The 21,034-nt window shown below is 33.0% G+C and carries 13 protein-coding genes; 8 read left to right on the forward strand and 5 right to left on the reverse strand.

What is annotated here, in order from left to right:
• Positions 1-5 precede the first annotated feature (5 nt).
• The gene (locus RN605_RS03490) at positions 6-1,127 is read right to left on the reverse strand and encodes a cysteine desulfurase family protein (RefSeq protein ID WP_313322261.1); all 1,122 of its coding nucleotides are present in this window, start codon (positions 1,125-1,127) and stop codon (positions 6-8) included.
• 93 nt (positions 1,128-1,220) lie between these two features.
• Here RN605_RS03490 and RN605_RS03495 point away from each other — a divergent pair, with 93 nt between their 5' ends.
• The 3 genes from RN605_RS03495 (at position 1,221) to RN605_RS03505 (ending at position 4,269) form a co-directional block, all read left to right on the forward strand.
• The gene (locus RN605_RS03495; protein WP_313322263.1) at positions 1,221-2,180 is read left to right on the forward strand and encodes a hypothetical protein; all 960 of its coding nucleotides are present in this window, start codon (positions 1,221-1,223) and stop codon (positions 2,178-2,180) included.
• Between the two features lie 13 nt (positions 2,181-2,193).
• Positions 2,194-3,783: a bacillithiol biosynthesis cysteine-adding enzyme BshC gene (bshC, locus tag RN605_RS03500; RefSeq protein WP_313325783.1), complete on the forward strand. Its 1,590-nt coding sequence runs from the start codon at positions 2,194-2,196 to the stop codon at positions 3,781-3,783.
• Between the two features lie 66 nt (positions 3,784-3,849).
• Positions 3,850-4,269, forward strand: coding sequence for a nucleoside-diphosphate kinase (locus RN605_RS03505; protein ID WP_313322265.1), 420 nt, complete (start codon positions 3,850-3,852; stop codon positions 4,267-4,269).
• 50 nt (positions 4,270-4,319) lie between these two features.
• Here the strand turns inward: RN605_RS03505 and RN605_RS03510 are convergent, their stop codons facing one another.
• Positions 4,320-6,950, reverse strand: coding sequence for a valine--tRNA ligase (locus RN605_RS03510; protein ID WP_313322267.1), 2,631 nt, complete (start codon positions 6,948-6,950; stop codon positions 4,320-4,322).
• 190 nt (positions 6,951-7,140) lie between these two features.
• On the opposite strand from RN605_RS03510, the gene RN605_RS03515 reads away from it, so the two are divergent.
• A complete protein-coding gene (locus tag RN605_RS03515; protein ID WP_313322268.1) occupies positions 7,141-7,575 on the forward strand; it encodes a DUF1573 domain-containing protein in 435 nt (144 codons plus the stop codon).
• 28 nt (positions 7,576-7,603) lie between these two features.
• Here the strand turns inward: RN605_RS03515 and RN605_RS03520 are convergent, their stop codons facing one another.
• Positions 7,604-8,944 carry a PDZ domain-containing protein gene (locus RN605_RS03520; RefSeq protein ID WP_313322269.1) on the reverse strand — a complete coding sequence of 447 codons (1,341 nt, stop codon included), beginning with the start codon at positions 8,942-8,944 and terminating at the stop codon, positions 7,604-7,606.
• A gap of 129 nt (positions 8,945-9,073) precedes the next feature.
• Between RN605_RS03520 and RN605_RS03525 the strand changes: the two genes are divergently transcribed.
• Positions 9,074-10,270, forward strand: coding sequence for a pyridoxal phosphate-dependent aminotransferase (locus RN605_RS03525; RefSeq protein ID WP_313322271.1), 1,197 nt, complete (start codon positions 9,074-9,076; stop codon positions 10,268-10,270).
• A gap of 72 nt (positions 10,271-10,342) precedes the next feature.
• On the opposite strand, the gene RN605_RS03530 is transcribed toward RN605_RS03525, so the two are convergent.
• Both RN605_RS03530 and RN605_RS03535 read right to left on the reverse strand, forming a co-directional pair.
• The gene (locus RN605_RS03530; protein WP_313322272.1) at positions 10,343-16,873 is read right to left on the reverse strand and encodes a T9SS type B sorting domain-containing protein; all 6,531 of its coding nucleotides are present in this window, start codon (positions 16,871-16,873) and stop codon (positions 10,343-10,345) included.
• A gap of 128 nt (positions 16,874-17,001) precedes the next feature.
• Positions 17,002-18,174 carry a proline dehydrogenase family protein gene (locus RN605_RS03535; protein ID WP_313322274.1) on the reverse strand — a complete coding sequence of 391 codons (1,173 nt, stop codon included), beginning with the start codon at positions 18,172-18,174 and terminating at the stop codon, positions 17,002-17,004.
• Positions 18,175-18,259: 85 nt separating this feature from the next.
• On the opposite strand from RN605_RS03535, the gene aroB reads away from it, so the two are divergent.
• Genes aroB through RN605_RS03550 form a run of 3 tightly spaced genes read left to right on the forward strand, consistent with a single transcriptional unit; the run spans position 18,260 to position 21,018 of the window.
• Positions 18,260-19,327, forward strand: a complete 1,068-nt coding sequence (gene aroB / locus RN605_RS03540) for a 3-dehydroquinate synthase (protein WP_313322275.1) — start codon at positions 18,260-18,262, stop codon at positions 19,325-19,327.
• A 55-nt stretch (positions 19,328-19,382) separates the two neighbouring features.
• Complete coding sequence (locus RN605_RS03545) at positions 19,383-19,562, forward strand: hypothetical protein (protein WP_313322276.1); 180 nt, start codon at positions 19,383-19,385, stop codon at positions 19,560-19,562.
• Positions 19,563-19,614: 52 nt separating this feature from the next.
• Positions 19,615-21,018, forward strand: coding sequence for a type III PLP-dependent enzyme domain-containing protein (locus RN605_RS03550; protein ID WP_313322277.1), 1,404 nt, complete (start codon positions 19,615-19,617; stop codon positions 21,016-21,018).
• Positions 21,019-21,034: the final 16 nt, after the last annotated feature.

The following is a 21,034-nucleotide window of genomic DNA, read 5'->3' on the forward strand; positions in this document are numbered from 1 at the left end:
GTTATTTAAATCTCTTTCAACTCTTTAATAAAAACATCTATTTCTTCTTTCGTGTTATAATGACTAAACGAAATGCGTAAACTTGGTTTTTTTAAATCATCATCTCTCAACATTTGTGCCAAAACATGCGAAGGCTTTACACTTCCACTTTGACATGCGCTTCCACGAGAAACTGCAATTCCTTTAATGTCCAAATTAAAAAGAATCATAGCGGTTTTCTCCTCTGTGAAAGGCAGCAAAACATTTAAAATATTATAAAATGTATTTTCTCCGTTTTCTTTAATTTCTGGAAAATTATTTTTTAATTTACCCCAACAATACTGCTTTAATTCTAAAACGTATTTAGCTTCATTTTCAATATTTTGAAACGATAAATCTAAAGCTTTAGACAAACCTGCAATTTGATGTACCGCTTCAGTTCCTGCGCGCCAACCTTTTTCTTGTTCACCTCCAAAAAGTAATGGTTGTAAAACATTTTTTTTATTGATGTAAGCAAACCCAATTCCTTTTGGACCATGAAATTTATGCGCACTAGAGACCAAGAAATCTATATTCAATTCTTGTAAATCAATAACCATTTTTCCAATAGACTGGACAGTATCGCAATGAAACAAAGCATTATTTTGTTGACACAAATCACCAATTCGTTTAATATCATTTACAACACCAATTTCATTATTAACATGCATTAATGAAACCAATGTTTTATCGTTGGAAGCAAATAAATTCTCCAAATGAGTGTAATCTAAATTACCGTTTGGAAGAATATTAATATACTCAACTTTAACATCAAATTCATTCTCTAATGCTTGTATAGTGTAAAGCGTTGCGTGATGCTCTATTTTTGAAGAAACAATTCTTTTTATTCCTAAATCTTTCACACAACTTTTCAAAATCCAGTTGGATGCTTCAGTTGCACTTGAAGTAAAGATAATTTCTTGTGCTGAACAATTTAAATGCTTGGCAATAATTTTTCTAGAACTTTCTACAATAGCTTTAGAACTTCTACCAATACTATGTGTTGACGAAGGATTTCCATATTCTGTTTGCATTACTCGCACCATTTCATCAATAACTTCTTGACGAATTGGTGTAGTAGCTGCGTTATCTAAATATATTTTTTGCATAGTGCAAATATAAAAGTAAGCTTCCTAAATAAATGATAAAAGATTCTTAATTGCCATAAAAAACTATATTTTTGCTATAAAATTGTACTAATAATGAAACGAATACTAAGTATTGTAACTTTAATTTTTTTAATAAACGCTTGTGATGATGGTGATTTACAAGTAGAAAACATTGATTTTGCAGATGTAACTGCCCAAAAATGTAATAGTAAAGATGTAATATATAAAATTAAAGATTCTGAAATTTTATTTATTGAAATTCCTTTAGAAACCAATTTTTTAAATGATGAAACACCTGTTGATACTCCAAGAACAGTACAAATTTCAAGTACAGTTAAAGTTACTTACAGACAATATAATGGAAACGTTACTCAAGACAACATCTGTCCAACAGTTCCAAGCGCAACTCCGAACGTTTTAGAAGAATGGACTGCAACTTCAGGCACAATTCAAATTACATCGACCGCTATAAAAACTACAAATACAACAACTGGCGCAACAAAAATTACTGGTTATAAACATTATATAGTTTTTAAAGATATTACCTTTCAAAAACCAACAGGAATTCAGACCTATGAAACCTATATTTTCGGAAATTATAATACAACTGTAACTAATTTACCTTTAAATTTTGATGAAGAAAGCGGTCAAAAAAGCACTTGCTCTGAATCAGTTTATAATTTTGGCACAAGTGAAGTATTAACGTTCAATCCATCAAATTTTTCAACTTTATTTGCAAATGAAGTAACCACAACTCCAAGAACTGTTTTAATTGATGCTTCCAACACTATAAGTTATAGATTATTTAGTGGAACTATCAATAATGAATATTTCTGTACAACTCCAACACCAACGACTCCAACATTAAATCAACAATGGAATGCGGTTGATGGTGTAGCTGGAACAAGCGGAATTGTTGAAGTAACCACAACTACTTTTGGTACTTCCTTTCAACACACCATTCATTTAAAAAATGTATCGTTGAAAAAAGGAAACAGCACTTTTAATCTTGGCAACGATTTTATTTTTGGAAAAATAATCACAACCCCATAAGAATTTCAAAATGATTGAACCCGATTGTATTAGTTATCAAAATTCAGGTTATTTCACTAAATTAATTTGTGATTATTTAGATGAAAAACCAGAGCTGAAACAATTATATCATCGTTTTCCAAAACTTGAAAATTTTAAACTCCAGATTGAAGAGAAACAAAATAGTTTTTCTGAAGAAACCAGAAATATTCTTTTTAATGAATTGAATCATCAATACAAAGGATTTGAAGTTTCTAAAGTAACTTCAAACAATATTAGTTTACTAAAAGATTCAAATACTTTTACAATAACTACTGGACATCAACTCAATTTATTTACTGGTCCGTTGTATTTCTTGTATAAAATTATTTCGGTTATCAATCTTTGTAAAGAGTTAAAAACCGTTTATCCAAACCATAATTTTGTGCCAATATATTGGATGGCAACTGAAGATCATGATTTTGAAGAAATCAATCATTTTCAATTGCATGATAAAAAAATCCGTTGGAATAAAGAAAGTTTTGGTCCTGTTGGAAGACTTTCAACAGATAGTTTAGAAGCAGTTTATCAAATTTTTGAACAGGAAATTGGCATTGGAAAAAATGCCGAATATTTAAAAAATGTTTTCAGAAATGGTTACTTAGAACATAAAAATCTTGCTGCTTCAACACGATTTATTGCAAACGAACTGTTTAAAAAAGAAGGTTTAGTTATTATTGATGGTGATTCGACTGCCTTAAAAAAACTGTTTGTTCCTTTCGCTAAAAAGGAACTTTTAGAACAGACTTCTTTTTCTAAAGTGATAGAAACCTCTGAATTTTTAAAAGATTATAATATTCAGGTAAATCCAAGAGAACTCAATCTTTTTTACATTGAAGATAATCTTAGAGAACGTATTGTAAATGATAAAGGAATTTTTAAAGTTTTAAATACTTCAATTTCATTTTCTGAGAAAGAACTTAGTACTGAACTTGAAAATCATCCAGAAAAATTTAGTCCAAACGTAATTTTAAGACCATTGTATCAAGAAGTGATTTTACCAAATCTATGTTACATTGGTGGTGGTGGAGAAATTGCATATTGGTTAGAATTAAAATCAAATTTTAAAGCTTTTGGAATTCCTTTTCCAATATTATTGGTTAGAAATTCTGTTCTCATTATAAACGAAAAACAATTGAAGAAAGCTGAAAAATTAAAACTTTCAATGAAAGATTTATTTAGCAAACAAAATGATTTGATTAATCAAAAAACAAAAGAATTATCAACCGTTGAAATTGATTTTTCTACTCAAAAAGAATTTCTAAAACAACAATTCGCAGATTTATATAAAATTGCCGAAGCAACCGACAAATCTTTTATTGGAGCAGTAAAGGCACAAGAGGTAAAACAAATAAAAGGTTTAGAAAATCTTGAAAAAAGATTATTAAAAGCCGAGAAAAGAATTCATCAGGAACAATTAGAGCGAATAAAACATCTTCAAAATGAATTATTCCCAAATCAATCGTTACAAGAACGCAAGCTGAATTTCTCTGAATTCTATAAGGAATCAGGAAACGATATAATTCAAAAATTGCTTCAAAACTTGAAACCTTTAGAAGCAAATTTTACTATAATTACTTTATAGTTGTACTTGCTTATCGTTTAAAAAACACTACTTTTGCACCCGAATTAAAAAATACAAAACAAAAAAATGGCAACAAATAGAACTTTTACCATGATTAAGCCTGATGCTGTAGAAAACGGACACATCGGTGGAATATTAAATATGATTACTGAAGGTGGTTTCAGAATTGTAGCAATGAAATTAACTCAACTTACAGTAGCTGACGCTAAAGAATTTTATGCAGTTCACGCTGAAAGACCTTTTTATGGTGAATTAGTTGAATTTATGACGCGTGGTCCAATTGTAGCGGCTATATTAGAAAAAGAAAATGCGGTTGAAGATTTCAGAACATTAATTGGAGCTACAAATCCAGCTAACGCTGCTGAAGGAACTATCCGTAAAAAATATGCAACTTCTATGGGAGAAAATGCAGTTCACGGTTCAGATAGCGACGAAAATGCTGCTATCGAAGGTGCATTCCATTTTGCTGGAAGAGAGCAATTTTAATACACAGGAATATTGAAAACAAAAAATCCTCTCAAATTGAGAGGATTTTTTTATTGTAAACTTTTCAAACTTTGCTCAATAGTAGCAATCTTGGCTAACGCATCGGCTTCTTTTTTACGCTCATTTTCAATTACTTGAGCTGGCGCACCAGATACAAATTTTTCATTGGATAGTTTTCCTTGGACACTTCGCAAGAAACCTTGAGTGTATTTCAATTCTTCAGTTAGTTTGGCAATTTCTGCAGCAACATCTATACTTCCAGAAACCGGAATAAAATATTCATTTGATTTAGCTCTAAATGTTAAAGCTCCGTCAACAGCTTCTTTGATGTATTCTAAGCTAACTACATTTCCAAGTTTTAAAATTACAGAGTCAAAATAAGCTGAACTATTTTCGTTATTGATTACTTTTAAATCAATGGAATCCTTAAACGAAATGTTTTTCTCTTTTCTGATGGTTCTGATACCTGAAATTACTTCGGCAGCAAAATCAAAATCAGCAATTAATTGTTCATTAAATGCTTTTGACTCTGGCCATTTTGAAATAATTAAAGCTTCGGCTGGAGTTCTGTCTTCAATATGTTGCCAAATTTCTTCGGTCAAAAACGGCATGAACGGATGTAATAATTTCAAATTATTCTCAAGCATTTCAATTGCTTTATCAAAGGTCGTTTTATCAATTGGTTGTTGGTAACCCGGTTTTATCATTTCTAAAAACCATGAGCAGAAATCATCCCAAACCAATTTATAGATCGCCATTAAAGCATCTGAAAGTCTATATTTTTCAAAATGATCTTCAATTTCGGTTAATGTCTTTTGCAATTTAGCTTCATACCATTCTATAGCTACTTTGGAGCTTTCAGGTTGTGATATATCTGCAACTTCAAAACCTTTAATCAATCGGAAAGCATTCCAAATTTTATTAGCAAACGATTTTCCATTGTTACACAACTCTTCATCAAACATAATATCGTTTCCTGCAGAAGCACTCAGCAAAAGTCCAACACGAACACCATCAGCACCAAATTTTTCAATTAACTCTAATGGTTCTGGAGAATTTCCAAGTGATTTAGACATTTTTCTTCTTTGCTTATCACGAACTAAACCTGTTAGATAAACATTATTGAACGGTTTTTTACCTGTATATTCATAACCTGCAAAAATCATTCGGGCAACCCAAAAGAATAAAATATCTGGTCCAGTTACTAAATCGTTAGTTGGATAGTAATATTTAAAATCTTCATTTTCTGGTTCAAGAATTCCTCCAAAAACTGCTATTGGCCACAACCATGATGAAAACCAAGTATCTAAAGCATCAGCATCTTGTTTTAAATCAAATTTAGTTAAATCCTGATTATTGGTTGCTTTTTTTGCTAATTCTAAAGCATCGTCACTATTTTCGGCAACCACAAAATCTTCTTTTCCATCGCCATAATAATATGCAGGAATTTGTTGTCCCCACCAAAGTTGGCGCGAAATATTCCAATCTCTGATATTTTCTAACCAATGACGATAGGTATTGTTGAAACGATTAGGATATAATTTGATTTCTTCGGTTTCTAAAACTGCTTTTAAAGCAGGTTTTACCAAAGTATCCATTTTTAAAAACCATTGATCAGACAATCTTGGTTCGATAACCGCTTTTGTTCTCTCAGAAGTTCCAACTTTATTAACGTGATTTTCAACTTTAGTTAAAGCACCAATAGCTTCTAATTCTATAGCAATGTCCTCGCGAACAACAAATCGGTCTTTTCCTTGATAATGCAAACCATATGAATTTAAAGTAGCATCTTCATTAAAAATATCAATAATTTCTAAGTTATGTTTTTCGCCCAATTCTTTATCATTAACATCATGAGCAGGCGTAACTTTTAAACATCCTGTTCCAAATTCCATATCAACATATTCATCAAAAATAATTGGAATTACTCTATTACAAATAGGAACAATAGCGCTTTTGCCTTTTAAATGTACATATCGTTCATCATCAGGATGAATACAAATAGCTGTATCTCCAAGAATCGTTTCAGGACGTGTAGTTGCAATGGTTACAAACTCGTTTGATCCTTCAATTTGATACTTTAAATGATATAATTTTCCCTGACGTTCTTCATAAATTACTTCTTCGTCAGACAATGTAGTTTTAGCTTCCGGATCCCAATTTACCATTCTGTAACCACGGTAAATCATTCCTTTATTATACAAATCAACAAACGAACGAATTACCGAAGCACTCATATCTTCATCCATTGTAAACTTAGTTCTACTCCAATCACAAGAACAGCCCAATTGTTTTAGTTGCTCTAAAATTGTACCTCCATATTTTTCAGTCCAATCATAGGCATGTTTCAAGAATTCTTCTCTAGTTAAATCACTTTTGTTGATACCTTCTTTTTTTAATTTAGCAACAACTTTAGCCTCAGTAGCAATAGAAGCATGGTCAGTACCTGGAACCCAACAAGCATTGAATCCTTTCAATCGAGCACGACGAATCAACACATCCTGAATTGTATTATTCAACATATGTCCCATGTGCAAAACTCCAGTCACATTAGGTGGTGGAATTACTATAGTATATGGAGTTCTATTATCTGGTTTAGAAGTAAAATAATCATTCTTCATCCAGTAGTCATACCATTTTTGCTCAGCTTCTTTTGCGTTAAATTGTGCAGGAATTAACATGTCTTGATAATTTGTTTATTCAATTATTTATTTACAAATAAACAACAACACACACTTAAAGATTAGTATGGTATGCTTTTTGTAATTTGATTTGCAAAAGTAATTAATAAAGACTTTAGAAAAAATTAAGATGTTATTTTTTGCGTATTAATTTAAACAAACTAATTTTACATAACTAAATCTAGAAAATATGAAAAAATCTATACTTATTTTTATGATACTTTTATCGGGATTTATTTTTGCCCAAGATGGCCCAAAAATTGAATTTAAAGATAAAGACAATACACTAGACTATGGAACCGTAAACAAAGAAGATGATAATGGTCTGAGAAGTTTTGTGTTCACAAACACCGGTAATGCTCCGTTAATCATTCTTGATGCCAAAAGTACTTGTGGATGTACAGTACCAAGTTTTTCAAAAGAACCTATTCCACCAGGTGGAACCGGAAAGATTGAGGTAAAATACAACATGAACCTTGGACCAATCCGCAAAACCATTACTATTGAAACTAATGCAGTGAATTATGACGAAGGTCGAGTGCCATTAAAAATAAAAGGTGAAGTAGTGACAAAACCTGTAGAAAACCTACTCGAAAAGAAAAGCAAAAGTCCGATGATGCAATAAACAAAAAAGTCCCAAATTGGGACTTTTTTTATAGTATTTTTTTAAGTTTAAACCTTATCAATCGTTCCATTCCATTTCGCTCAATAACCATTTCAACTACTCTTCCTTCTTCAGATCTTAGCAACTCATGAATTTTTTGAATAGTAAAACGTTCTACACTTCTACCATCAATTTTTAAGATTCTATCTCCTTTTTTTAAACCTGCTTTTTCTGCTTCGGAATTTTGACGAACGCTAAAAATTTTAAATATTGGAATCAATCTAAATTGAGCATTATTTTCCTTTCTCCCTTGATTATTATAAGCGTTTTTACCATCAGAATCTATAAAAATTGAAATACCATCGCTAGATTTATTCTCAACTTCCTTTATCCATTCTAATCCAGCATGTTCCACTTCAATTCCACTCATATTAAAATTAAAAAGATCGTCAATTTTTTTATTTGGCTGAGTATAAATAGCATTATTTCTATAATCAAAAAACAAATTAAATCTCGATAAAATTTCACCTCCAATAGAGCCAACCCTGTTATTTACAAAAGTTACGCTTTTAGTTGATGTTGAATCTGCAAAGTTAGTTAAAGCATTTTCAAAATTATGTCCACCAAATTCAACATAATCTATTCTTGCCCTTTTTCCGTAAACATTTCCGTTAAATCCCCTTCCTAAAAAGTCTTCTAAAAAAATATCGGGCAAAGGAACTTCCGCTTTTTCATGGTTAAATATCCATACAGCATCACTGTTTCCTGTATCAATTAAAAGTTTAGAGTGCTTTTTTACTCCTTTGCTTGATATATTTTCATAAAGATATGGTTTCCTTAACTCTAACGAAATAGAGTCTTTTCTGTATCTTTTTATGAGCTTTTCTTTCTTCATATATTTATTGTTAAAAATTATGAGATGTTTTTTTTGATAGTCAATTTGTATAAAATGGTTTTTAAAAAAATGATATCCTATAATTCCATTAACAGGTATACCAACATGCGAAGAAAAATTAAATTCTTGATCAAGAACAATGTAAACTATATGATCTTTATCAAAAAATTGCTTAACAGATAATTCATTATGTGATGATTTATATCCATCAATAGATTCACTATCACCTAGACCCTTCAATTTTATCACTTCAATATTATTCAATTCTACTTCACTATCAACATTTAAACTAAACAATACAGTTTCTTCTACACCAGTATCTAAAAGAAAAGTTAATTCTTCTCCATTTAGTTTTATTGGAACAAAAATTAAATTATTAATAAGTTTAAAAGGAATAGTTACTTTACACTTATCCCCTTTTATCTGAAATCCATCTTGAGAAAAAGAAGGAAAAACAGCAAGGAATAGAAAAAATGAGAGTATAAAAATTCGCATTCGGGTGTTTTTTTATAAAATTAGCAATAAATCTATAATATTTTACACTATTAACAATTATTAAAGCAATAAAATGATTTTTTTAAACGCTAAAAATATCGCAAATTTGCGGTTACAAAATTTGAAATCATGCCAAGAATATCCAAAAAAGGGCAATGGATGCCTGAATCACCTATTAGAAAGCTAGTTCCATTTGCTGAAATGGCTAAAAAGAAAGGTCACAAAGTATATCATTTAAATATTGGGCAACCTGATATTAAAACTCCTGAAGTAGCTATAAACGCAGTAAAAAATACTGATATTACCGTATTAGAATACAGCCATTCTGCGGGTTTTGAAAGCTATCGCAAGAAACTTTCTGCCTACTATAAAACTCATGGATTACCAGTAGAAACCGAAGATATCATCATTACAACAGGTGGTTCTGAAGCACTACTTTTTGCTATTGGTACTGCTTTAGACCAAGGCGAAGAAATCATTATTCCCGAGCCATTCTATGCCAACTACAATGGCTTTTCTACAGCATCTGGAGTAACGGTCGTTCCAGTAACAACATCTTTAGAAAACAATTTTGAGTTACCTCCTATTTCAGAATTTGAAAAATTAATAACACCAAAGACAAAGGCTATCCTAATCTGTAATCCTGGTAACCCTACAGGAAGACTATATACCTATAACGAAATTGTGCTTTTGGCAGAGATTGTAAAAAAACACGATTTATTCCTAATTGCTGATGAAGTCTACAGAGAGTTCATTTATGACGTAAACGAAAAACACTATTCAGTTTTAAACATCGAAGGAATTGAACAAAACGCTATCATGATTGACTCAGTTTCCAAACGTTTCAGTATGTGTGGTGCTCGTATCGGTTGCATAGTATCCAAAAACAAAGACGTAATGGAAGCAGCTATGAAGTTTGCACAAGCACGTTTATCACCGCCTACATTTGCACAAATTGCCAGCGAAGCAGCTCTAGACACACCACAAAGCTACTTTGATGAAGTAACTATAGAATACAAAAGCCGTAGAGACACTTTAGTCGAAGAGTTAAACAAAATTGAAGGCGTAGAAGTTGGAGTTCCTAGTGGTGCATTCTACTGCATAGCAAAGTTACCTGTTGACAATGCTGATGATTTTGCACGTTGGCTATTAGAATCTTACGACAAGAATGGCGAAACAGTAATGATTGCTCCAGCCGAAGGTTTCTACTCTACCCAAGGTTTAGGGTTAAAAGAAGTACGCATTGCCTATGTATTAAAGAAAGAAGATTTAATTCGTTCAGTAGAAATACTAAAAGATGCGTTAAAAGTTTATAACTCTTTATAAACAATATTATAAGAACTCAAACCCGCCTATCACTAAGCGGGTTCATTCATTCTAACTAAATTTGAATCTGTATTATCGTTTCAACGAGAAGTGTGCTCTGAATTGTTTCATTGCTCCACCTTCCAGATAATCTACCGTAAACCAGTAATCGGTTGATGGCAACAGGTGACCGTTCATAGTACCATCCCATCCTGCACTCGTTGAACTGATTTGTTTCAATAGTTTACCGTAGCGGTCAAAGATGTAAATCTTAGCTCCCGGTTGGCCTTCTAAACCTACAATATTCCATGTATCATTAAAGCCATCGCCATTTGGAGTGAAGTAATGTGGATAATCAATGATTTGTACGCCACTGATGCTTTGTACTCCACACGAGTAGCCATTCACATCTCTAACATCCCATACATATACCGTATGTTCTCCTAAGGTTACATCGGTGAAGATTCCTCCATTATCTAAGATTGGTCCGTCGTCTAAACTGTAGTGGTAAATTCCATATCCATCGTTTGTCACTGTAATGATTTGTGTATCACTAAAGGCATTGGTTACCGTATACGTCAGGTTAGCCGCCGGTCCTGAACGTACCACCGTGAAGAATACTTCTTCTGATGCACATCCTAAGTTGGCTGGGGTTATACTTGTTGCTATAACACTATACACTACTTGGTCTACACTAATATCGGTTACCGCTAACGTTGGTCCTGTTTCTGATAATAATACTCCATCGGCATACCACTCAAAGGTATAGTTCGCCGCATTGGCTACATTACTGTCTAGTATCAGGTTGTTGTTTACAGCTGTAGTGTTCCAATCCACACACGCTATTGCGCTTCCGGTATTGGTAGTGATTAATGGCTCGGCCAATTGTTCTATCACTACATTAAAGTCATCCAAGATGTAACATCCTGTTGCGTTATTGGTTACGCGTATCCAATAGGTTCCTGTTTGTACTTGATAGGTTGACAGGTTTTGTATCGCATTGGCACTAATGCCTGCCTCTGCATCCGCCTGACTCAGGTAGAACTCTACCATGTAATCGGCTGGTGCTTGGGTAGCTCCTAAGATGTCATCGATGTAGTCGCCTAATCCTAATGGGTTGTTGTCATAGAACATCATGCCATCGTTTACGCCATCGGTATCACAGCTCTCAAAGTCATCTAATAGTGTTGCCACTATAGGTTTTGGGTTTACCAAAATGTTGAAGGTACCGATATCACTGGTACATCCTGTGGTAGTGTTAGTGATTACTACATAGATAGGTTGTGGGTTACTAATGTTGGTGTAAGCACTTGGGTTTGGTACTGGCGTTGTAGCTGCAGCATCTAAATAGAAGGCTACACTATAGTTTGACGTTGGGGTTGTGGTATTCCCTTCCAATAAGTCGGCTACCTGACTGGTTAAATCAAATACTTCAAAGCCATCGTTCACACCACTTGCATCGTCTTCACATACTTGGTATTCGTTGTTTGTGCCTACGATGTCAACTACTGGTAGTGGGTTTATTATAAAGCCTTGTTCTACCATTTTATAACATGGTCTGCTGGTGTAATCAAAGTTTTGTGTACTTGATACGGCTATATAAATGTACTGCACTTGATTTATTGTAGTACCTGCTATACTTGGGTCGCCTACTAAGGCTGCCGTTGGTGTTAGTATCTCGTTTACATTGTTCTCCAAATCCGATTGGGTATAGAAGTAATGTAAAGCTACATTCGGGTCACCATTAGCAATATAGGCTGCTGTTGCCGTTAAATCTACTGTTGCCTGTCCTGAACCTGTGGCGTTTTCACATACTGCGGCTAAAGTCGCTGGATTGGTTCTTGGTGTTGGTATTGGCAACACTCTGATGTTTAACGTCGTATAGCTTTTACAACCTTGTGGACTGATAATCTCTACTCCTAAGGTTTGTACTGCTGCAGGTACATTGATATAGTTGGTTGGTGTAGTGATTTGATTTGTGCCTGTTTGTGCTTCAGCTAAACTTGGATAGTAGTTTATCGTATAACCTGGTAGTGCAGTGATTTGTCGTACCGTCAAATCAAAGTTGGTGTGTTGGTCATTTGGATTGGCATCGTCATCACACTCATTGATTGGTTGTGGTGTTGCTACTACTAACGGTGTGCCAACAATTATCTGGAACGAACCAATGTTATAACACTTACTTGCTATATTCTCTACTCTAACCCAAATAGTTTGTGGGTTGGTAGTGTTGGTATAATTAGTCACATTCATGATCGGAAGGCTTCCTTGTTCTGCCAATGTTTGTGAAGTATAATAGGTCACTGTATACGCTGATGCTGGTAGTGGTTGTTGTGCTAATACTAACGGAGTTTGTTGCGCTAAGTTCACTATCGTTTGTCCGTTTTGCGTATTGCTATCGGTATCACATATCTCTATGTTTGGTAAACCTGTAATGGCTTCTGGACTTGGATTGACATTCAACTCTACTGTAGTGATGCCTATGCATCCTGTAGTTGGGTCTTCGGCTCTTACATAGATGATTTGTACAAACGGATTGATGTTAGTGTACAACATCGGTAATGGGTTGTCTCCTGTTTGTGCATTGGTCAATGTTTCATGGAAAGTCAACGTGTAATTTGCTCCTTGAAGAATATCTGTTGTCAAAGTATTCAAATCAAACTGTGCAAAGCCATCCTGATCATCATCACAAACGGTATAGGGCTGTGTTGGTGGTATTGGTGTCGGTAATGGTTCTACTCTGATGTCCATCGTTGAGATAACGTAACATCCTGTAGCATCATTGGTAATACGGATTCCTAACGTTTGAACATAGATAATCGCATTTTGATAGCTCAGATTTGTTATCTCATTGGTATCATTTTGTGCATCGGTCAAACTTGGATAGAAGTGTACACTCATACCGGTTTGGCCTAACAGTATATTAGCCACTTGGCTTTGTAAATCGAACACTTCATAACCAATCAAACTTTGGTCGTTGTCACACAACGAATACTGCGGATAGTTTGGCTGTGTCGAATTTGGTAGTGGATCAACAATGATATCAAAGTCTACTATATCAAAACATCCTGTTGCCGTAGTTTCTACTCGCACATAAATCGTTTGTTGGTCTATTACACTATTAATGTAACTCGCCACATTGGTTATCGCATTACTTGGCGTTTGTGCATCTGCTAAACTCGTGTAAAACGTTACCGTATGTGTTGATGGGTCAATGCTTCCTAATACTTGTGGGATTACTAGTGTCAGGTTAAAAGGCTCATAACCTACTGCTCCCGTATAATCACATAAATGTAAATCATCTGGCTCCGTAGCTTCTGGCGTTGGGTTGACTACTAGTTGAAGTTCAACAATTTCATAACAAGTAGTAGTAGTTGATTCAACTCTAACATAGATAGTTTGCATCCAAGGATTAATACTAAAATAATTAGCTGGAGTTGGAATTGTCGTACCATTAACCAAGGCATCTGTAATCGTTTCATGAAAACTTACATTATAACTCGCGCCACCTGTAATAGAATTTATTGCAGATGTTAAATCAAAAACATTAAACCCATCGTTATTAGTATCACACAAAACTAATGCAGGTGGATTATTATTAACTACTACATCATTCCCAACCATTACAATTGTAAAAGTTGTAGTATTAGAAAAACAATTTGCTGGAATATGATGAGCAACAATAGTATGATTCCCTGAAGCTAAATTATTAAAAACTGGACTAGATTGATAAGGCAATCCATCCACTGAATATTCATATTCAATTCCAACTGGATTTGTCACTGTTACTGTATTAGCATTACATGTTTCAACTATATCAACCACTGGATTCACTTGCTGAATTACTATTATTTGTAATGTTGTTGTCATAGCACATTGTCCTACGTTTGGTGTAAATGTATATGTGGTTGTTGTAGTATTATTTAATGCTGGTGACCAAATTCCTGTTATTCCATTTGCGGAAGTTGTTGGTAATGCAGTCATTGTTTGTCCTGCACAAACTGGCGCAACCACAGTAAAAGTTGGAGTTACATTTGAATTAACAACAATAGTCAATGCAGCAGTTGTTGCGCATTGTCCGGCAGTTGGTGTAAATGTATACGTTGTAGTGGCAGTGTTATTTAATGCTGGCGACCAAGTTCCCGTAAATCCATTCGTTGATGTTGTTGGCAAAGGACTTAAAGACTGTCCGCTACAGATAGGAGCAATAGAATTAAATGTTGGTAGAATATTTGGATTAACTGTTATAGTTAAAGTAGTTGTAGTTGCACACTGTCCTGAAGTTGGTGTGAAAGTGTAGATTGTAGTGGCAGCATTATTTATAGCTGGAGTCCAAGAACCATTAAAACCATTGGTTGACGTTGTTGGCAAAGGAGCTAAAGCTTGTCCATCACAAATTGGCGCAACAGAATTAAAGGTTGGCGTTACATTTGGATTAACAGTAATAGTTAACGTAGTTGTCGTAGAACATTGTCCTGCATTTGGTGTAAATGTATAAGTGGTTGTAGATGTATTATTCAAAGCTGGTGACCATGTTCCCGTTATTCCATTTGTTGAAGTTGTTGGTAAAGCAGTCATTATTTGACCTGAACAAACTGGAGCAACGGCATTAAATGTTGGAGTTACATTTGGATTAACAGTTATCGTTAACGTAGCTGGCGTAGCACATTGTCCTACATTTGGCGTAAAGGTATAAGTGGTTGTTGCGGTATTATTCAATGCTGGTGACCATGTACCAGTTATTCCATTGTTAGATGTAGTTGGTAGTGGGGTTAATGCTTGTCCGCTACAAATTGCACTAACCAGGGTAAATGTTGGAGTTATATTTGGGTTAACGGTAATTGTTAAAGTTGCATTAGAGGAACACTGTCCAACCAAAGGAGTAAAAGTATAGGTTGTAGTAGCATTATTATTGAGTGCCGGTGACCAAGTTCCAGTAACTCCATTAGTTGATGTTGTAGGTAATGGAGATAATGTTTGTCCACCACAAATTGGAGCGATAGCATTAAAAGTTGGTGTTATATTAGGATTAATAACAACTGTCATTGAAGTTCTTGATGCACATTGTCCTCCATTTGGAGTAAAAGTATATGTTGTAGTAGCCGCATTATTAATAGTAGGTGACCATGTTCCAGTTTTACCATTTATAGAAGTAGTTGGTAATGAAAAAATTTGACCAGCACAAAATGGTCCTAACTGTGTGAATGAAGGTACTGTTGTAGAAGCTGTTAAACTCGGAGCACATATACCATTCCAAGTTAATGTAAAAGTTACTACTTGTCCTGGAAGTACTCCATTTACTGTATAATTAGAAGGAGCTACCAAGCTTCCTGTAACTGGAGTTCCGCCATCTATTGTATAAGTATAAGTAAAACTACTTTGCCCTGCATTATTAAAATCAAATGCAACTGAAGTTGGAGTTGAATTTGCCGTATCACAAAACAACTGAGGTGTTGCAGTTGGCGACTGATTTGTAATAGTTACAACTATAGATGCTCTAGTACTTTCACAACCACCAATAGTTTGACTAACATAGTAAGTAGTTGTTCCTAATATTGTTGTTGAAGGAGTTGGAGCCGTTGAAGAAGCAGTTCCACCAGTTGCATTTGTTCCATACCAATTTAATGTTCCTCCAGCACTTGGAGTAGCTGTTAATGGAGTTGCAGCATTATTTTGACAGTAAGTAACGGGGGAAACTACAGTTGGTGGATTTATTCCAACTGTTATCGAAGTTGTTGCGTTTATTGAATCGCCACAACTATTCGTAGCTGTTAATGTAAATGTTATTGTGCCAGTTGCGTTATTTGGCACTACGTAAGTTGCATTAAGATTACTCGGATTTGTAACCGTTCCATTACTACTAGTCCAATTTAATGATTGATAACCTTCAGCAGTACCAAATAAATTAATTGTTGTTCCTGGCGAAACACAAGTATTAGGATTTGCACTTGCCGTTACTGTAAATGGAGTTACTGGAGCAACACAACCATAGTTAACATATGTTGGAACTCCTGCAGGAGTAAAATTAACTGCTGCACCATCTTGATCTGAAGATGCACCTCCATAAGTTCCAAAAATATTAATAAGATTACTTCTTTCATAAGTAACTGTATCTGTACATGCACCACCAAATGACATTGTCAGTGTTCGTGTACCTGGTGTTGCATTATAATTTCCAAAATGTCCAGCTGTAGTCGTTGTATTATTCTGGAAAATAATATACAAAGTACTCGTCAAAGAGTTGAATGAATTAAAATTAACTGTAAAATTTTGACTAGTAACTAATAATACTTCAGCATTTGCTGGTAACACACCACCTGTTGGTTCAAGCACAAGACCACAATTTCCATTTAAAATAATAGATTGATTTATTGCAGCTACTTTTGTAGCAGTTACCGCATTTTGAATTAAACCTGTCCAAGCATTTGAAGGCCATGTAACTGTTAATGTAGAAGTATTTAATGCTGCTGGACCAACTTTAAAACGAACCATTTCATTAAAACCTTCGTCATTAGATGGAGAAACTGCTGAACAAGCATCAACTAAAATTGTTTGGATTTCAAAACATTGTGAATAACTTTGTAGTGAAATTATAGAGAGTAAAAAAAATAAAATTCTTTTCATTTTTTCGAATATTTATATGCTTTCTTTTTGCAATTATTAATCAAAGATAAATATTTTAAACACCTATCTAAATATTTTTGTTTCGTTAATTAAAAAAAAAAACTCAATAATGAGGTTTTAAAATTTAATTACTTTTCTAACTTTCTTCTCTTTCGTTCCGCTTTTAAAAGATTTAACTCTCTATTTGTTTGACCTGCTACAGAAGTATTCTCTTCAGCTCTTCTTATCAAATAAGGCATAACATCTCTTACTGGACCAAATGGTAAGTATTTGGCAACATTATAGCCTTTTTCGGCTAAATTATAACTAATATTATCACTCATTCCATACAGTTGTCCAAACCAAATTCTTGAATCATTTGGAGAAATTCCTTTTTGACTCATTAATTCAATTAATTTATATGAACTTTCCTCATTATGAGTTCCAGCAAAAATGGCCATTTTATCCAAATGCTCCATCATGTAAACAACTGATGCATCATAATTTTCGTCTGTAGCTTGCTTTGAAACACAAATTGGAGACTTATAACCTTTTTCTTCTGCACGTTTATTTTCTTTTTCCATGTAAGCACCACGAACTAACTTCATTCCAATAAAAAATCCTTCTTCTTTAGCAACTTGATGAAGTTTTTTTAAATAGTCTAATCTGTCCCAACGGTACATTTGCAAAGTATTAAAAACTATCGCTTTTTCTTTGTTATAACGACGCATCATTTCAGTTACAATATCATCTGCTGCATCTTGCATCCAGCTTTCTTCTCCATCAATTAACAATGCTACATCTTTTTCATGTGCCGTTTTACAAATTAAATCAAAACGGGCAACTACTCTATTCCATTCTTCTTGTTCTGCTTGATTTAATTCTTTTTTCTCTCCAATCTTAACATACAAGTCAAATCTTCCAATTCCAGTTGGCTTGAAAACTGCAAAAGGTATTGCTTGTCGTTCTTTAGCAAAATCAACAGTTTTCAAAGTCATCGCTAATGCTGCATCAAATTGATTTTCTTCTTCTTTTCCTTCAACAGAATAATCTAAAACTGATGAAACCCCTTTTGTATACATTTTATCAACCACAGAAAGACAATCTTCTTCAGTTGTTCCTCCACAAAAATGATCAAAAACAGTTGCTCTTATTAATCCTTCGACAGGAAGATGAGCTTTGATTGCAAAATTGGTCACCGCTGTTCCAATTCTAACCAATGGTTCATTGGCAATCATTTTAAATAAAAAATAAGCTCTATCTAATTCGGTGTCTGTTTTTAATCCAAATGCAACTTCGGTATTGTTAAATATTTTTTCCATTCTATAAAATAATTGAGCAAATATAATCAGAGTTTATAATTATTTATCAAATTTTACCTTATTTTGCCTCTCTAAATTATCAATAATGCAATCAATCAAAGCAAACGATTATTCAATTCATTTTTTACAAAACTCTTATCAATATTTAAATGAGCAAATAGAAAAAGTGAATTACTCTACTATTTTTATATTGGTTGACAGTAATACTAATGAATATTGCTTGCCTTATTTTTTGCCTTATTTAGAAACAACTAAGCCTATTGAAATCATTGAAATTGAAGCTGGTGAAGAACAAAAAAACATTGAAACTTGTGTTGAAATTTGGAAAATACTTACTGAACTTGGTGGCGACAGAAAAAGTTTAATCATCAATCTTGGCGGTGGAGTTATTACCGATATTGGTGGTTTTGTGGCATCAACTTTTAAAAGAGGAATTGATTTTATAAATATCCCAACTAGTTTGTTAGCTATGGTTGATGCTTCTGTAGGTGGAAAAAACGGCGTTGATTTAGGAAGTCTTAAAAATCAAATTGGTGTTATTAATGTTCCAAAAATGGTTCTTATTGACACTGAATATTTAGCAAATTTACCTCAAAACGAAATGCGTTCTGGATTAGCGGAAATGCTAAAACATGGTTTAATTTATGATAAAAATTATTGGGAAAAATTTATTGACTTGTCTAAAATTGATTTAGCTGATTTAGACCAATTAATTCATCGTTCGGTAGAAATAAAAAACGAAATAGTTTCACAAGATTTAACTGAAAATGGCATCCGAAAATCATTGAATTTTGGTCACACTTTAGGTCATGCCATCGAAAGCTATTTTTTAGAAAATCCTGAAAAGAAAACCTTGTTACATGGCGAAGCAATTGCTGTTGGAATGATTTTAGAAAGTTATATTTCATACAGAAAAAATTTAATTTCAGAAACTGATTTGGAACATATCAAAAAAACTCTTTTGAACTATTTTGAAAAAGTAAATTTTGAAGAAAAAGACATACAGCCAATATTGGATTTACTTATTCATGACAAGAAAAACGAATATGGAAAAGTGCAATTTTGTTTATTAAATTCAATCGGAAAAACAATCTACAATCAAGAAGCTGATAATGAATTAATTAATAAAGCTTTCCAATATTATAATACTTAACTTTTTTTTAATCATTTTATTGGAAATAGGAAATATTATTTTTTAAATTTGCCTAATGAAAAAACACAATAACGCTTTTGTTTACAACATATCCAATCAAGGAAATTCTTTTCTTTTCGGTAGTGTTATAACTATGTGTTCTTCTGTAAAAAAAGACTTCAAAACACTTATTACTGAATTTGAATTACTTTTTCAAGAAAAGTTACCTATTATATATGCTAACATTAGGGTTTGAATTGCGATAGATTTTAGTTTAAAACCATCTATACATTTCTTAATAAAACTCAATGAATACTAAATATTTCGACTTAATAAACCAAACATATTACTTTCCGCAAGAAGAATTTACTTTAAACAAAGATAGCGCGCTTCAATTTCATAACATTGATTTAATGAAATTAGTCGAACAATATGGAACGCCTTTAAAATTCACATATTTACCTCAAATTTCCAACAACATAAAAAGAGCCAAAAATTGGTTTAGAAATGCTATGGAAAAAAACAAATATGAAGGTAAATATTATTATTGCTATTGTACAAAAAGCTCACATTTTGAATACATAATGAATGAAGCTTTTAAAAACAATATTCATATTGAAACGTCTTCTGCATTTGATATTAATATTGTTGAAAATTTATTAGAAAACGGAAAAATCAATAAAAGCACTTACATTATTTGTAATGGTTTCAAAAGAGATCAATACATTACAAATATTGCTCGATTGATTAACAACGGACACAAAAATGCAATTCCGATTATTGATAACTACGAAGAGTTAGATTTATTGCAAGCAGAAATTAAAGGAAAATTCAAAATTGGAATTAGAATTGCTGCCGAAGAAGAACCAAAGTTTGAGTTTTATACTTCACGATTAGGAATTGGTTATAAAAACATTCTTGGTTTTTATAAAAAACAAATTCAGGAAAATGAAAATTTAGAACTTAAAATGCTTCACTTTTTCATCAATACCGGAATTAATGATACAGCTTATTATTGGAACGAACTAGTAAAATGTATCAAAGTATATATCCAACTTAAAAAAGAATGTCCATCATTAGACGGATTGAATATTGGCGGTGGTTTTCCTATCAAAAATTCATTAGCTTTTGAATACGATTACCAATACATGATTGACGAAATAATCAATCAGATTAAAATTGCATGTGACGAAGCTGAAGTTGATGTTCCAAATATATTTACGGAATTTGGTTCTTTTACAGTAGGAGAATCTGGTGGAGCAATCTATCAAGTTTTATATCAAAAACAACAAAATGACCGTGAAGCTTGGAATATGATTGACAGTTCTTTCATTACCACTTTACCTGATACTTGGGCAATCAATAAACGATTTATTATGCTAGCTGTAAATCGTTGGAATGATACTTATGAAAGAGTTCTTTTGGGCGGAATGACTTGTGATAGCGATGATTATTACAACTCTGAACAAAATATGAATGCTATTTATTTGCCAAAATACAATAAAGAAAAGCCATTATACATTGGATTTTTCAATACTGGTGCATATCAAGAAACCATTGGCGGTTTTGGTGGTTTGCATCACTGTTTAATTCCACAACCTAAACACATCTTGATTGATAGAGATGAAAATGGAATTTTAGCAACCGAAGTTTTTTCAGAGCAACAAACTTCAGATGATGTATTGAAAATATTAGGTTACACTAAAAAATAGTTCAAAAAAATATAAA

Origin of the sequence: Flavobacterium sp. PMTSA4, from assembly GCF_032098525.1 — a bacterium.
Classification (GTDB): Bacteria; Bacteroidota; Bacteroidia; order Flavobacteriales; family Flavobacteriaceae; genus Flavobacterium; species Flavobacterium capsici.